This window comes from Bacteroides sp. OF04-15BH, from assembly GCF_003477995.1.
Classification (GTDB): Bacteria; Bacteroidota; Bacteroidia; order Bacteroidales; family Bacteroidaceae; genus Paraprevotella.
The window spans coordinates 46970-61949 of record NZ_QUEM01000009.1 but is presented as its reverse complement, the minus strand read 5'-3'; the positions used below and the strand labels follow the sequence as shown (position 1 = coordinate 61949).

The 14980-nt window shown below is 50.0% G+C and carries 12 protein-coding genes; 8 read left to right on the top strand and 4 right to left on the bottom strand.

What is annotated here, in order from left to right:
• Window positions 1-319 precede the first annotated feature (319 nt).
• The 4 genes from feoB to DXA74_RS05795 all read left to right on the top strand — a co-directional run bounded on the left by feoB (window position 320) and on the right by DXA74_RS05795 (window position 6380).
• The gene (gene feoB / locus DXA74_RS05810; protein ID WP_118525879.1) at window positions 320-2593 is read left to right on the top strand and encodes a ferrous iron transport protein B; all 2274 of its coding nucleotides are present in this window, start codon (window positions 320-322) and stop codon (window positions 2591-2593) included.
• A gap of 102 nt (window positions 2594-2695) precedes the next feature.
• A complete protein-coding gene (locus tag DXA74_RS05805) occupies window positions 2696-3763 on the top strand; it encodes a carbohydrate porin (RefSeq protein WP_147401041.1) in 1068 nt (355 codons plus the stop codon).
• Between the two features lie 49 nt (window positions 3764-3812).
• Window positions 3813-5111, top strand: a complete 1299-nt coding sequence (locus DXA74_RS05800; RefSeq protein ID WP_233550466.1) for a pitrilysin family protein — start codon at window positions 3813-3815, stop codon at window positions 5109-5111.
• Between the two features lie 24 nt (window positions 5112-5135).
• Window positions 5136-6380 carry an NAD(P)/FAD-dependent oxidoreductase gene (locus tag DXA74_RS05795; protein ID WP_118525834.1) on the top strand — a complete coding sequence of 415 codons (1245 nt, stop codon included), beginning with the start codon at window positions 5136-5138 and terminating at the stop codon, window positions 6378-6380.
• A 90-nt stretch (window positions 6381-6470) separates the two neighbouring features.
• Here the strand turns inward: DXA74_RS05795 and DXA74_RS05790 are convergent, their stop codons facing one another.
• Complete coding sequence (locus DXA74_RS05790) at window positions 6471-7151, bottom strand: BT1926 family outer membrane beta-barrel protein (protein WP_118525833.1); 681 nt, start codon at window positions 7149-7151, stop codon at window positions 6471-6473.
• Window positions 7152-7505: 354 nt separating this feature from the next.
• On the opposite strand from DXA74_RS05790, the gene DXA74_RS05785 reads away from it, so the two are divergent.
• Window positions 7506-8777, top strand: coding sequence for a histidine-type phosphatase (locus DXA74_RS05785; RefSeq protein ID WP_118525832.1), 1272 nt, complete (start codon window positions 7506-7508; stop codon window positions 8775-8777).
• 73 nt (window positions 8778-8850) lie between these two features.
• On the opposite strand, the gene DXA74_RS05780 is transcribed toward DXA74_RS05785, so the two are convergent.
• From DXA74_RS05780 to dapB, 3 genes are read right to left on the bottom strand one after another with little or no spacing between them, the layout of a single operon-like run.
• Window positions 8851-9495 (bottom strand): WbqC family protein, encoded by a 645-nt coding sequence (locus DXA74_RS05780; RefSeq protein WP_118525831.1) that lies wholly within the window; start codon window positions 9493-9495, stop codon window positions 8851-8853.
• Between the two features lie 15 nt (window positions 9496-9510).
• Entirely contained in the window at window positions 9511-10959 is a 1449-nt protein-coding gene (locus tag DXA74_RS05775; RefSeq protein WP_118525830.1) for a S26 family signal peptidase, read from the bottom strand.
• Window positions 10960-10989: 30 nt separating this feature from the next.
• A complete protein-coding gene (gene dapB, locus DXA74_RS05770; RefSeq protein ID WP_118525877.1) occupies window positions 10990-11745 on the bottom strand; it encodes a 4-hydroxy-tetrahydrodipicolinate reductase in 756 nt (251 codons plus the stop codon).
• Window positions 11746-11838: 93 nt separating this feature from the next.
• On the opposite strand from dapB, the gene DXA74_RS05765 reads away from it, so the two are divergent.
• From DXA74_RS05765 to dprA, 3 genes are read left to right on the top strand one after another with little or no spacing between them, the layout of a single operon-like run.
• Window positions 11839-13158 (top strand): DUF2851 family protein, encoded by a 1320-nt coding sequence (locus DXA74_RS05765; RefSeq protein WP_118525829.1) that lies wholly within the window; start codon window positions 11839-11841, stop codon window positions 13156-13158.
• Window positions 13148-13558 carry a thioesterase family protein gene (locus DXA74_RS05760; RefSeq protein WP_118525828.1) on the top strand — a complete coding sequence of 137 codons (411 nt, stop codon included), beginning with the start codon at window positions 13148-13150 and terminating at the stop codon, window positions 13556-13558. Before DXA74_RS05765 ends, DXA74_RS05760 begins: the two co-directional genes overlap by 11 nt.
• Complete coding sequence (gene dprA / locus DXA74_RS05755) at window positions 13555-14673, top strand: DNA-processing protein DprA (protein WP_118525827.1); 1119 nt, start codon at window positions 13555-13557, stop codon at window positions 14671-14673. The genes DXA74_RS05760 and dprA overlap by 4 nt, the downstream gene beginning before the upstream one ends.
• Window positions 14674-14980: the final 307 nt, after the last annotated feature.

Sequence of the window (14980 nt, the reverse complement as noted above, 5' to 3'; positions counted from 1 at the left end):
GTCGGAAAGAAAAACTTTCTGACTGGAAGAAAACGTATTCTGACTTCGGGATTATACCTCCCTAACGCAGAACCGACGTTCTTCCAGAATATGATTCGTGATGAACCATAATAACCATTTTATTAGTTTAGTATTAGTACATTTTGAAATTAAAAAGCCTAGAATATGGTCTCTGAGAAGAGATCATATTTTTTTATACCCAAAAATAGTGATTTTTACGACCCTCTTTTGTTCTTCTTTTTTTAAAAATCACTAATCAAGGTATTGGCTATCTGTATAAAGAAGAGTAATTTTGCATCCGGAAAATAAATTCAGCAGAATGAAATTAACAGAAGTCAAAAACGATGAATGTGTTTTCATCGCTCAAATAGAAGGAAGCGGTTCATTCCGCGCCCGATTGGGAGAAATGGGATTTGTCAAAGGACAACAGGTAAAACGTTTGTTCGCATCGCCCATCGGCAATCCCATTGTTTTTGAAATCATGGGCAGTAAGGTAGCTCTCCGCAGTCAGGAAGCTGCCAGCATCGAAGTAGTACGTCATGCTGACGAGATTCCGGATCAGGAAAGCATCTCTGCCTCCATCCACACTCCAAACTCCCCTTTTCAGATACACGACAAAGCATCTCATTGCGCTTGTGAAAGCAGGAAAAAAGTCCAATCAACCTTTGAACACAGTCACGATGTGGTGACCCTGGCACTCGTCGGTAACCCCAACTGCGGAAAAACATCTCTGTTCAACGCAGCCAGCGGCGGGCATGAACGCACCGGAAACTACAGTGGCGTTACGGTGAGCAGTGTCATCGGCAGTATTGAGTTTAAGGGACGACAGATTCGTTTTGTGGACTTGCCCGGCACTTACTCGCTTCGTGCTTTCAGTCCGGAAGAGGCTTACGTGGCCCACGAACTGGAAACCGGAAAGATTGATGCCGTAATCAATGTGCTCGATGCCACGAATCTGGAACGCAACCTGCTGCTCACCATGCAGCTCAAAGAGCGCAATCTGCCGTTGATCGGTGCCTTGAATATGTTTGATGAGGTCGAAAAGAGCCAAAGTATTATTGATATTCCGGCGCTGGAAAAGAAACTGGATATGCGTCTGATCCCCACGGTAGCCCGCAGCAAACGAGGCATTGACACCTTGATTGAGGAGGCCATCAAACTGGCCGACCAACAGCAGGCTTCGTGTGTGGAAAACCGTTCCTGCACCAAAGAGAAGCCAAAAGAATGCCAACACTCCTTTGAAACGCCAACTCATGGGCACCATGAAGCATGCCCCTGCAAACAGCGCGAGGAAGATGATGCCATGCGCTATGCACGCATCCGTGCCTTGCTTCAGGACGTCTACCAACGAAAGAAAGGCAAAGCCGACCGGACGACAACCCTGCTGGACCGCATTTTTGCCAGCAAATGGGTGGCCTATCCCCTCTTTTTTGTCCTGATGTGGTTCATATTCTGGGCCACTTTCGTAATCGGAGCTTATCCGTCAGATTGGATTGACCAGGGCATTTCCTGGGTGGGCGACCTGCTCAAAGGCAATATGGGCGAAGGTCCGCTGCGCGACCTGATCATTGACGGAATCATAGGCGGTGTGGGCAGTGTCATCGTATTCCTGCCCAATATTCTGATTCTGTACTTCTTCATTACTATATTGGAAGACTCCGGTTATCTGGCCCGTGCCTCCATGCTGGCCGATCCGATTCTGAACCGCCTGGGACTGCATGGCAAGTCTTTCATCCCGATGCTGATGGGATTCGGCTGTAACGTGCCGGCGGTCATGGCTACCCGCACCATTGAAAACCATAAGAGCCGTCTGGTAACCATGCTGGTCATTCCGATGATGTCGTGCAGCGCACGTATCCCCGTATATGTGGTCTTTGCTGGAGCGTTCTTTGCGGCCTATGCCAGTTGGGTAATGTTCGGCCTTTATCTGTTCGGATTACTGATGGCCGTGCTTGTAGCGTGGGTGTTCAACCGTATTTATCATCCCGAACAGGATACACACTTTGTGATGGAAATTCCTCCCTACCGCCTTCCGAACTGGAAGGGTGTGTTCCGCCACACTTGGGAGAAAGGCCGCCAGTATCTGCACAAGATGGGAGGCATCATTCTGGTTGCCAGCATCGTCATCTGGGCCTTGGGCTATTTCCCGCGCCCTGACCGCGAGATGAGTCCGGCCGAAGCACAGGAACAATCCCTGATGGGACAGATAGGACACGCCATCGAACCGGTTATCAAACCGTTGGGTTATGACTGGCGCATGGGTGTCGGTATCATGGCTGGCGTAGGAGCCAAAGAGCTGATGGTTACCAGTTTGGGCGTACTCTACAACAGTCCGGAAGGAGACTCTGAGGCCGGTTCTGTTGAAGAAGCTTCTCAGACGAGACTGGCTTCTGCCCTGCAGACCCACACCACCCCCGAAGCAGCTCTGGGCTATATGGTATTTGCCCTGCTTTATTTCCCCTGTCTGGCCACGATAGCGGCCATCGCCGGAGAAAGCGGCAAATGGAAATGGGCCCTGATTACCGCCGGATACACCACTGGTCTGGCTTATGTCGTAGCCTTTGTGGTCTACCGTCTGGCCCTGTTCCTCTAGGAAAAGTTTGATTCACTATAAAATAAAGAAACACTACAAATGAATTTTATCACACGTACAAAGCAAGGCATTTTCAGATGCCTTGCTTTCTGTCTTTCTGTTATGACATGGTCTGTAACCTCAGCACAAGAGAATCCGCAATCCTTGCCCGATTCTCTTGCAGCCGATACCGCTTCGGCACCACGCGTATCCTGGTATGCTTCCGTTACTACGGAAATGCCCTGGAACATCAGTGACGGCCGCGTCGGATGGGCCAACTATATAGAAGCCGGAGCGGAAATCGGCTTATGGAAAGGCGGATCGCTCAACATGGATGCCATTGCCACGTACGAATATCATAATCCGGTGCTCGGAGACTTGCAGTGGTTTTCCAACATTACCATTGGAGCCAACAAGGCATTCCGACTGATGCAGTTCGAATTGTCGCAGCAGTTGGGCGACAAAGGACTGGTTTCTCTTGGACTGCATAATAATGATCTCGACTGTTTTAATTCACCCTACACCAGTCTTTTTACCAATTCATCCCATACCAGTTTCCCTACCCTGGCCTACAATTTTCCTGTAGCCACGGCCCCTGTAGCCGCCTTGGCGCTTCATCTTGAATACCAGCCCATAGAGAAACTGACCATCAAGGAAACTCTCTATAACGGTATGGCCGACGACCGTCTGGACCATCAGTTCCGTTTCTGTCCGAAAGGCGACGGAGTGGTAAACATCACCAGCATACAGTATTCCGACCAGGAGCGCTATACCTATTCTCTGGGAGCGGGACTAAGCAACTCGAGCATGGAAAACGAAGATACCGGGAAGCCGGAAAAACCGTTCCAATATGCTTTGTGGCTGCTGGCCGAACAGGAACTCTGCACCATCGGCAAAAGCGGACTGGGACTGATGCTGCAAGGAAGCATTGCCCCAAAGGAAAGCAGCTATTGCAGCCATTACTGGGGAGCCGGACTGGTATGCAACCGCCTCGGAAATATGGAAGCGCAAGTCGGACTGGCCGTAAACCGCGTGCTGATGAGCGATGGCCGGGAAACAGACATAGAGCTGACCACCACTCTTCCGGTGTGCGAATATCTGTCTCTGCAACCGGCACTGCACTGCATCAACACGAACGGTACCTATAAAATGGCCGCTCTGATTCGGGCTTCTTTTGAAATCGGCAATTAAAGATTGGCGCAATTTTCCTATTTTTGCACCAGATAAAACAAGAAACATCATGACTCAAGAAACATCAGCAACCGATATATTCACCACCACACTGCCTTGTGGCATGCGTGTGGTGGCCATCCCTTCCATCACCAATGTGGTCTATTGCGGTATAGCCATCAAGGCCGGCACTCGCGATGAACTGCCTCACGAAAGCGGTATGGCCCATTTCTGTGAGCATCTCACCTTTAAGGGAACGCACCACCGAAGTTCGCGTCAGATTATCAACTACATGGAGTCGGTTGGCGGCGATCTGAATGCCTATACCGGAAAGGAGGAAACCATTTATTATGCCACCTTTCTGAAGGAACATTTCCCCAAGGCGGCCACGATTCTGACCGATATCGTACTGGGCAGCACTTACCCGGAAAATGAGATGAACAAGGAGGTGGAAGTGGTGATTGATGAGATTGAAAGTTACAACGACTCACCGGCCGAACTGATTTTCGATGAATTTGAGAATATCATCTTTCAGGGGCATCCTCTGGGACGAAACATTCTGGGCGAAGCCGACAAGCTGCGCCAGTTCCGCTCGGAGGACGTACAGAAATTCATCCGGCGCAATTACCGTCCGGAAAACATGGTGTTCTTCCTTTACGGACAGATACCCGGAAAGAAGGTCGTAGACACCCTGAACAAGGCCATCGCCCAGGTAAGCAGTTCGCTCGGTCCGGAAAGTCCGCTGTATCCTTACCTGTTCCAGCAGGAAAACCAACAGCCGGTTGCCCCAACCGAACCAATGCCGTTGCCCCCCTATCAGGCAGCCCGCATCACCAAAAACAAAGATACACACCAGGCACACGTCATGATGGGTACCCGCGCTTACAGTGCCCGCGACCCGCGTCACATCGCACTGTATCTGCTGAACAATATTTTGGGCGGACCGGGAATGAGCTCGCGTTTCAACATCATCCTGCGGGAAAACAACGGACTGGTCTACACCGTGGAAAGCAATATGACGAGCTATACCGATACGGGTATCTGGAGCGTATATTTCGGTTGCGACCCGCACGACGTGAAGCGCTGCGTACGCCTCATCCAGAAAGAGCTGGAACGGTGGACCCGCGCACCGATCAGCGACCGTGCGCTGGCAGCAGCCAAGCGTCAGATCAAGGGACAGATCGGTGTGTCGTATGATAATTTTGAGAATGTGGCACTGGCTTCGGGCAAGACCTATCTGCATTATCATATCATTCGCGACCGCGAAGCGCTCTACCGGAAGATCGACGCGCTCACGGCACAGGAACTGCATCAGGTGGCCTGCGAACTGTTTGCTCCGGACAAGCTCAGCATCCTGATTTTCGAATAAAAACCATCAAAAGCATTACTGTTCATGGCTACAACCAGAATCGCCGTCATCGGCGGAGGAGCCGCCGGATTCTTTCTGGCTGCCAATATCCGGAAAAGCAATCCGGACACACAAGTCATCATTTTTGAGAAAGCCGCCAAAGTGCTGGCCAAGGTAAAGGTTTCGGGAGGAGGAAGGTGCAACCTGACCAACTCTTTTGCCAAAATCAAAGACCTGGTGCATGCCTATCCGCGCGGCCACCGGCTCATGAAGAAGCTGTTCAAGACTTTCGACTATGAGGATGCCTACCAGTGGTTTGAAGACAGAGGTGTGAGGCTCACCACCCAAGAAGACCAGTGTGTGTTTCCAGTTTCACAGGACTCGGAGTCCATCATCCTTTGCCTGAAAAGAGAAGCACAGAAGAATGGGACGGAAATCCGGACACGCCATGAAGTGAGCCGGATAGAGCATCTCGAGGACGGCACCTTCCGACTGTCCTTTACCTCGGCCGACATAGCTCCCTGCTGCGTGGACCGTGTGGCCATCACTTCGGGTGGAGCACCGCTCCCCAAAGACCTGCTTTATCTGGAGACTTTGGGACACGAAACCGAGGCTCCCGTACCTTCGCTTTATACGTTTAATATCAAAAACGAAGCAGCCCATCAGCTTATGGGTATCGTTGTAGAGGAAGCCACGGCCTGGATTCCGGGCACCAAATTCAAAAGCCAGGGCGCCCTGCTCTTTACGCACTGGGGCATGAGCGGTCCGGCCATTCTGAAACTGTCGTCCTACGCAGCCCGCTGGATTCACGAAAACGGCTACCGTTTTCCGTTGCAGGTGTGCTGGATCGAAGAAAACAATACCGAGCGTGTTGCCGAAGAGCTGAAACACATCCAGAACCAGCATGCCCAGAAACAACTGGCCAGCATCCGTCCTTATCTGCTGCCCCAGCGACTCTGGAACCATCTGATCGAAAAAGCCGGACTCACTCCCGACAAGAAATGGGGGGAAACGGGCAAGAAAAGCATCAACCGGCTGGTCACCCTGCTCACCTCGGATACGTATGAAGTGAGCGGCAAAGGCAGTTTTCGCGAGGAATTTGTCACCTGCGGAGGCATCAGTCTGAATGCCGTATCGCACCAGACTCTGGAGAGCAAACACTGTCCGGGCCTGTTCTTTGCCGGCGAGGTGCTCGATATTGATGCCATCACCGGAGGGTTCAATCTGCAGGCAGCCTGGACCACGGCCTATACGGTGGCCCAGCACATCGGCAAGAACCGCCCTGAATAAAACCATAAAAAGTAGCCATGATTCTCACGAAATATCCCATTTTGCGAGAATCATGGCTTTTTGTTATATTAAATCAGGAAAAGAATCTGCCTAGAAGTTCCAACCAATTCGTATGGAAGGATTCACGTTAAATCCGAAATCATGACTTGATGAAGCTGAATTACCGTCTTCATTCTCTACAGTATTTCCATTGGAAACCTCGGTATTCTTGCGGCCTGTGCTGTTATATTCATATCCCAAGCCCAATTCGGCACCGAGATAAAGACCTTTGCACACATACACATCAAAACCGGTAATGAAATTAATGCCAAAACCGAAGAACGGAGTCTTTTCTACCGTGTAATTGTCATTCCGTGTATTGTCGGTCTTGTTTCCGGTATTTCCGGCAATGAATCCCAGTTCACCTCCGATAAATGGAGATACGCGCTCGAACTTGTCAAAGTGATACTCCAGACCCGGCATGAAAGAGAACTTGTTTACAAAGACCTTGGCATCTGATTCATACTCCTTGTCATTAGAGTCCTTGAAATAAGTGGTGCTGATGTCGCTGCTGGTACCGATACCCACATTAAAACGCAGGGCCAGATTATTGCTCATGTGATAACGGACCCGTGCACCGTATTTCTGCAAATCAAAGCGTCCGTTGTCTGCACCGCCGGGCGAATAGTTCATTTCAACAGACCAGGTGTTTGCCTCAGCCTTATACTGTGCCTGAGCCACGGAAGAACCCAACAGCATACCACTCGCCAATAAAAAGAAAAATTTTTTCATAGTCGTTCATTTTAAAAATAAAACATATTTACTCCCGCCACTCAAATGGTGAGACGGCAAATCTAAGACAAAAGAAAATTATAAACAAGTAAAACGGAGAAAATATTTATTTTATATAAAAAACACAGAATTTTCTTATCTCCATGAAGCTTCTGAAAAATCATCAGGATGATTGGAAAAAATGATTGTGATGTTTTTAGAAAATCATTGAGATGATTTATTTAATTGATAAAACAAACCGGTTACAATGGTATAACAGCGAAAAACGGCGTGAAGAAAAAAAGAAACGAAAAAACCGGCGGCATGCAGAAAACACTACCTTTGCAGACAAGATTTTTTTAGGAATAACAGAATATGAGAAGAGCCGTACTTTTATTTGCCCTCACCTGCTGCATCTGGAATGCACCGGCACAGACCGCACGCGAGGATATTGAGAAAAACCCGCTTCTGAGCGCGGGAAAATATTTTGCCTATCAAGCCCCCGCCACAGCACAAACAGCGCCTCCAGCGGGCTATAAAGCCTTTTATCTGTCTTCTTTTGCCCGTCATGGCTCCCGTCATCTTACCAAGGAGAAGAAATATACCGAACCGCTCCAGATTCTGTGGGACGCAGAAAAGGCTCAGATGCTGACTCCGACAGGGGAAAAGACTCTGAAGATTGCCACAGAACTTTATGACCGCGCCAAGGGGCGTTACGGGGAACTGACCGAAAAGGGAGCGCGTCAGCACCGCGAACTGATTCAGAGAATGTTCCGGAACTATCCGGAAGTGTTTGCCGACGGAGTGCACGTCGACGCCCGGTCTACCTATAAGACCCGCGCCTTTCTATCCATGGCGGCCGCCTGTGTGGAACTGAAAGGGCTGAATCCAAAGCTGAATGTCACCACGGAAAGCAGCAATGCCGACCTGTATTATATCAAATACGAGAACGAAGCCTACGAACAACAGAATCTCGTCCATATGGACTCGGTATATCGGATGGCGGACAGCATTTACATTCATCCGGAAAGAATCCTGAAAGAACTGTTCCGCAAAGCGGATTTTGTGCAGCAACATATTCCGGACACCCGCAAGTTTATGGCCGATCTGTTCGAATTGCACGGAATCAGTCAGAGCTACGACAACCAGCAGGGACTGGACTTTCTGTTCTCTCAGGAGGAAGCATACGACATGTGGCAACGGAACAACTTTGAATGGTATTACGAAAAAGGAGCTTCGCCACTGAGCGGAGGACACATGTATTATCTGGAAAAGAATCTGCTGAACAACTTCATCGAAACGGCCGACTCGGTTATCAATCATTCCTGCAAGCTGGTGAGCCTGCGCTTCGGCCACGACACCAATCTGGCTCCACTGGCAACCTTGATGGGGTTGAACCGCCTCCGTACCGAGACTGCCGATTGGCAAAAAATTGCCGATACTTACCGCACTTATCAGATTATCCCGATGTGCGGCAACATTCAGATGGTATTCTACAAGAATGCAAAAGGCAATATTCTGGTAAAAATCCTGCTGAACGAGCGGGAAGCCACGCTACCGATAAAATCGAAAACGGCTCCTTATTATGAATGGAAGGCCGTAAAGGATTACTGGAGAAATACACTGAACCAGATCGCACTGCCGTGATGATTTGAAACAAACGAAAAATCGCTCCACGAAACAGCTTTTCCAACTGTTTCGTGGAGCGATTTTTTTTTCTTTACTGACAGCAGTCGCGAAGTACCAGAAGGCTTTCCGGTCCCATATTGAAGAGCAGGTCTGCAATGCTCAGATTGGGCAGGAAACCGTTTCTTTCGGCGAATACCTGATAATACGGTACGGCTCGGAAATGGGCGTCCTGCTCGGCCGGAACACGCGGCTGGATCAGGAAACGGCAATCTTCTGCCGGACCGCAATTTTCGTCGAGGAACTGGTCGGAACGACTCATCTGAGGCTGAAGGTCAATCAGGCGGCACACCGTGTCCTGAATGGCCAGATTGAAATCCAACAGGAAATCCCACTTTTTCTCATAGAACGGGCGGAAATCATCGGCATAGTACTCAAAGAACGGGCTGTTGCGGTAGGCCGATTCCAGCGCGTTCCAATGCAGATGGCGCCAGTTGCCGTGGTCGGAAATGCGGATGTCCTTCATGGGGCATTTCAGTCCTTCGTATTTCACGGTAGGCACCGTCAGTGCCAACGGTCCGTCGGGCGCGGCAATCACGCAGCGGTTCCGGTAAGTCTGCTTCGTATAATGATCAAACTGTTCCGTCACCACACGGGGATAACGGAACAGTTTGGTATAATATTGCACCGGGGCCCAATAAGCGGTTGTGAGCCATACGGTGTCTTTTTCTTCGGTCATAATTCTTGTTTCTGCTTATTTGATATTATCTACCAGACGGAAGAGGCGGTTCCAGCGTACATGTCCGTCAAACCATCCGCGGTCTTTGTCGAGCGACAGCCAGATGATAATCGGTTTGCCGACTACATGATCCTCGGGCACAAATCCCCAGTAACGGGAATCTTCGGAATTGTGACGGTTGTCACCCATCATCCAGTAGTAGTCCATCTTGAAGGTATAACTCTTGGCTTCCTTACCGTTGATGTAGATCTTTCCGTCTTCCTTCACCTGCAGGTCATTGCCTTCGTACACACGGATCGGGCGCTCATAAACGGCAATGTTCTCCGGAGTGAGGTCGATAGACTTGCCCTTGGCCGGAATCCATACCGGACCGTAGTTGTCGCTGGTCCATCCGGTTGCCTGATTCCAGGGGTAGATACCCTCGGTATCGTTGGCCGGCTCGTAAGCGATGCTTTCTACAATATCCTTGCGTTTGGACAGAACGTCATAGGCATGCTGGGTGAGCGGCATCACGCCACCACGCTGTGCGGCTCCCTGAAGGTCTTCCTGACTGAGTCCCAGTTCGCGAACCAGTTCGTCGGGAATATTCTGTTTCAGGCTGATGCGGTAGTTATACTGCACATTATCGGGCTCTTTATTCGGTTTTCCGTCCAGATAAACAATGTGATCTTTAATCTGGAGCGTCTGTCCGGGCAATCCCACACAGCGCTTCACATAATTCTCACGACGGTCCACCGGGCGCCAGGTAACCTCACCAAACTCGGCCTGATTCTGCGCCACATACTGGCGTCCCAGTTCATAGAACTGAAGCAGATAGGAACGCTGCTGCATCACGGGCAGTGAGTCAAGCACCGGCACCGGAGCAATCATCTGGTCGTAAATCTGACGACCGTAGCCGTAGCACAGGCGGTAGTACACAGCCTGATAGTTCGGATTGAGCGACACGGTATCTCCGGCCGGATAGTTAAACACGACTATGTCGTTCAGCTGTACCTTGCCTCCCTTGACACGCTTATACTCCCACTGGGGCCACTCGCTGTAGGATTTGGTACCCAGAATAGGCATGGTGTGCTGGGTGAGCGGCATGGAAAGCGGCGTTTGCGGCACGCGCGGTCCGTAACTCATCTTGCTCACAAACAGATAATCGCCCACAAGCAGGGATTTCTCCAGCGAAGAAGAAGGGATGGTATAGTTCTGGAAGAAATAGATATTCACAAAATATACCGCAACCAAAGCAAAGACAATAGCGTCTACCCAGCTCATCACGGTGCGGGTAACGGGATTTTCGGCATCCTTCCACCAGGTCCAGCGTATTTTCTTGGTGATATAGGCATCGAAAATGAACGGCAGCACGATCACGCCCCACCAGCTTCTGATCCAGATCAGAAAGGCAATGTAGAGCAGGCACACCACGCTCATTTTGATCCACTGCGCCTTGGTCGGTTTCTGATTCTTTCTTTTCATGATGTTTATCTTCTTGAGGTTAGTTGGCTTTTAGAACTGGAAAAGATCGTCCATCGTGAGCAGTCCGGTGTGGTTTGCCGTGTATTCGGCAGCCAGCACAGCGCCCAAGGCGAATCCCTTGCGGTTGTGAGCATCGTGTGTGATGGTAATCTTGTCGGCCTCACTGTCGTAAGAAATGGAGTGAATGCCCGGAACCTCATCCCGACGGATGCTGTCGATCGGGAACTCGGACGGCTGACACTCGTCGCTGCCGCTCAAAGTACCGTCCGGAGCCAGCAGGGTGCCTTTCACCCATTTGTCCTTGCGGTCCAGCTCACTCAAAATGCCTTCGGCCAGAGTAATGGCGGTTCCGCTCGGTGCGTCGAGCTTATGGATGTGGTGCACTTCTTCCATCTTCACCTCATATTCCGGGAAACGGTTCATGATGCGGGCCAGATACTTGTTCACAGCGCTGAAGATAGCAACTCCCAGACTGAAGTTGGAACTCCAGAACAGGGTCTGTCCTTCTTCACGGCACATGCGGCGCACGTCATCGCCATGCTCCTCAAGCCATCCGGTAGAACCGGAAACCACTTTTACATGGTGTTTGAAGGCTTTCAGATAGTTATCGTAGGCCACATGAGGCGCGGTAAACTCTATCGCCACATCGGCACTGCGGAATGCCTCCGAATCAAAATCCTGAGGATTGTCAATATCAATGATGCTTACAATTTCGTGTCCTCTGCTCAATGCAATCTGCTCAATCATACGGCCCATCTTGCCGTAACCAATTAATGCTATTTTCATATTCATCTATGTTTTTGTAGGGCAAAGATAGGGATTTGAATTTAAATTCGTTACATTTGTATAGAAATAAAATGGATATAAAACCGGCATACTATGGAAAAACTGCTGCAATATATTTGGAAACACAAGATATTTCCGCTGGCTCCATTACGTACCGATAAAGGGGAAGAAGTGGAGGTAATCGATCCGGGCATTCAGAACACCAATGCCGGACCGGACTTCTTCAATGCCAAAATAAAGATAGGAGATACAACCTGGGTAGGCAATGTGGAGGTGCACCGTCATGCTTCGGAATGGTTTCAGCACGGACACGACAAGGACGCTGCCTACAATAATGTGATTCTTCATGTCACAGAACGGGCAGACTCGCCGGTGACTACTGCTGCCGGAAAACCGGTGCCGCAATTGCAGTTGCCCATACCGGAAGAAACACTCCGGCAATACCAGATTCTGAAAGCTTCTGACGATTATCCGCGCTGCCACGAACTCATCCGTAATCTGAGCGGATTTATGGTGCACAGCTGGATGAGCGCCTTGGTCTACGAAAGACTGCAAACACGGTCGGAACTGGTGTTGCAGCGCCTCAAGCAGCAGAACGGCGACTGGGAACAGGCTTTCTTCATCACACTGGCCCGCAACTTCGGTTTCGGACTGAACGGGGATGCCTTTGAGCGCTGGGCACGACGGATTCCGTTTCAGGCCATTGCCAAGCATCGCGACAGTCTGTTCCAGACTGAAGCTTTCTTTATGGGACAGGCCGGTTTGTTGGACTCTGATGGCATGGACCGTGAGGAACGCGAAGCTGCTCTGAACGACGAGTATTTCCTGCGTCTGCAAAAGGAATATGCGTATCTGCGCCATAAGTTTGAACTGACTCCGCTGCCGGCCGACAGCTGGCGCTTCATGCGCACACGGCCACAGAACTTTCCGCACATCCGTCTGTCGCAAATCAGCCGCATGTATCAGGAGGAGAAACTGAACTTTTCCATTATCCGGGATATCAGCGACATCGACGAGCTGCGCCGCAAACTGCAATTCCAGACCAGCGAATATTGGGAGACGCATTTCCTGTTCGGCTATCCGTCTCCGCACAGCATCAAGCGGATGGGACGCGGTTCCATAGACCTGATCATCATCAACACCATCATCCCTACCCTTTTTGCATACGGACGCTATCTGAACGACACACGCTATCAGGAGCAGGCCGTCGGATTGTTGGAACAGCTCAAGCCCGAAGAAAACCACATTATCCGCCTGTGGCGACAGTGTGGACTGGAGGTGCAGCATGCGGCCGACAGTCAGGCTCTGATCCAGTTGAAAAAGGAATATTGCGACCGGCACGAGTGCCTGCGTTGCCGCTTTGGCTATGAATTTCTGAAATCGAATAAAAAACAAAATAATTATGGAGGATAAATATTGTTATGAACTCAAGATGAAGGTGCGTGACTATGAGTGCGACCTTCAGGGAATCGTCAACAACGCCAATTACCAGCATTATATGGAACACACACGACATGAGTTTCTGCTTTCTACAGGCGTGAGCTTTGCCGATCTGCATAACCGGGGTATTGATGCGGTGGTGGCACGACTGAACATCGCCTTCAAGACTCCCTTGAAAAGCGGAGATGAGTTTGTCTGCAAACTGCGTCTGAAGAAGGAAGGCATCAAGTTCGTGTTCTATCAGGACATCTTCCGTCTGCCGGATATGAAATGTGCCATCAAGGCGCAGGTGGACACGGTATGCGTCGTAAACGGACGTCTGGCCGAATCTCCGGAATTGTTTGCGGTTCTTGAAAAATATATCAGCGAATGACCGAACAGGAAATCATCTATACCATGGCTCTCACACGGGTGCCCCGGCTGAATCCCACGAACCAACGCATTCTCTTGCAGGAACTGGGTAGCGCCACGGCGGTATTCGAAAACCGGAAGGACTTAAAACAGGTGCTTCCGGATGCGTCGGAAAAACTGGTCGAGGCCGTAGCCCACATGGACGGACAAATAGCCCGTGCCGAAGAAGAACTGCGCTTTGTCATGGAAAAGAAAGTGGATTGCCTGTGCTTTCACGATGCAACCTATCCGCAAAGGCTGAAGGAATGCCCGGACGCCCCTATCCTGCTTTTCTTCAAAGGTAACGTGTCGCTGAATCAAAGCCGCATCATCAATATCGTAGGCACCCGCCACTGCACGGAATACGGAAAGGACATTTGCAATCGTTTTATCCGTGAACTGAGCGAACTTTGCCCCGAAGTACTGGTCGTCAGCGGACTGGCTTATGGCATCGACATTCAGGCGCATCGCAGAGCTTTGGAGAACGGTTTGCCCACCATTGGCGTACTGGCGCATGGGTTGGACCAGATTTATCCGCGTATGCATCGCGACACCGCCATACAGATGATGACGCAGGGCGGACTGCTCACCGAATTTATGAGCGGAACGAATGCGGACAAGGTAAACTTTGTGCGCCGTAACCGCATCGTGGCCGGCATCAGCGATGCCACCATTGTAGTGGAATCGGCTGAGAAAGGCGGGGCGCTGATTACCGCCGACATTGCTTCCAGCTATCATCGGGATGTATTCGCTTTTCCGGGACGTATCGGAGATCCTTACTCACAGGGCTGCAACCGACTGATCCGTGACAGTAAGGCGGCTTTGTTGGAATCGGCTCAGGGATTTATGGAAGCTATGGGCTGGCCTTGCCGTAAAAAGGAAGAGAAAAACGGAAAAAGCTGTTTCGAACTGTTCCCGGACTTATGCGAGGAAGAACAGCGCATCGTGGACTGTCTGCGCCAGCATGACAAACTTCAGATTAATATGCTGACCGTAGCCACGAACCTGCCCGTACATAAATTGAGTGCCTTTCTGTTCAATCTGGAGATGAAAGGCATCATCAAACAACTCAGCGGCGGCATGTACCGACTACTCTGAGGAGGCTGGAAAAATTTCAAAAAGAAAATGCAGTTCAAGAGTCACTTTTAATGATTTTGAACTGCATTTTCTCTATTTTAACAAAACGTTTCTATTTGACTTGTTTCTCGTTTCTTCATTTTTATAGATAACAAGTAAAATATCAAATACTTATCTCCATTTCAAAGCGCTGAGACTTCATTTTTTGCTTGCTTCCCTCCTTCCGTACGGAAATTCTAAAGTCTGATATTCATTTTTTAGAGTATGTCCTTAAAGCCTTCTTTAGAAAAATGGAAAGACAAAACAAACTCTGTAGATTTTCTATTTC

What these genes read in the sequence shown, in the direction of transcription:
- DXA74_RS05775 (WP_118525830.1), bottom strand. Translation starts at nt 10,959, where the DNA reads ATGAAAAGAAAGAATCAGAAACCGACCAAGGCGCAGTGGATCAAAATG.
- DXA74_RS05785 (WP_118525832.1), top strand. Translation starts at nt 7,506, where the DNA reads ATGAGAAGAGCCGTACTTTTATTTGCCCTCACCTGCTGCATCTGGAAT.
- DXA74_RS05800 (WP_233550466.1), top strand. Translation starts at nt 3,813, where the DNA reads ATGACTCAAGAAACATCAGCAACCGATATATTCACCACCACACTGCCT.
- DXA74_RS05805 (WP_147401041.1), top strand. Translation starts at nt 2,696, where the DNA reads ATGACATGGTCTGTAACCTCAGCACAAGAGAATCCGCAATCCTTGCCC.
- DXA74_RS05760 (WP_118525828.1), top strand. Translation starts at nt 13,148, where the DNA reads ATGGAGGATAAATATTGTTATGAACTCAAGATGAAGGTGCGTGACTAT.
- dprA (WP_118525827.1), top strand. Translation starts at nt 13,555, where the DNA reads ATGACCGAACAGGAAATCATCTATACCATGGCTCTCACACGGGTGCCC.
- DXA74_RS05780 (WP_118525831.1), bottom strand. Translation starts at nt 9,495, where the DNA reads ATGACCGAAGAAAAAGACACCGTATGGCTCACAACCGCTTATTGGGCC.
- DXA74_RS05795 (WP_118525834.1), top strand. Translation starts at nt 5,136, where the DNA reads ATGGCTACAACCAGAATCGCCGTCATCGGCGGAGGAGCCGCCGGATTC.
- feoB (WP_118525879.1), top strand. Translation starts at nt 320, where the DNA reads ATGAAATTAACAGAAGTCAAAAACGATGAATGTGTTTTCATCGCTCAA.
- DXA74_RS05765 (WP_118525829.1), top strand. Translation starts at nt 11,839, where the DNA reads ATGGAAAAACTGCTGCAATATATTTGGAAACACAAGATATTTCCGCTG.
- dapB (WP_118525877.1), bottom strand. Translation starts at nt 11,745, where the DNA reads ATGAAAATAGCATTAATTGGTTACGGCAAGATGGGCCGTATGATTGAG.
- DXA74_RS05790 (WP_118525833.1), bottom strand. Translation starts at nt 7,151, where the DNA reads ATGAAAAAATTTTTCTTTTTATTGGCGAGTGGTATGCTGTTGGGTTCT.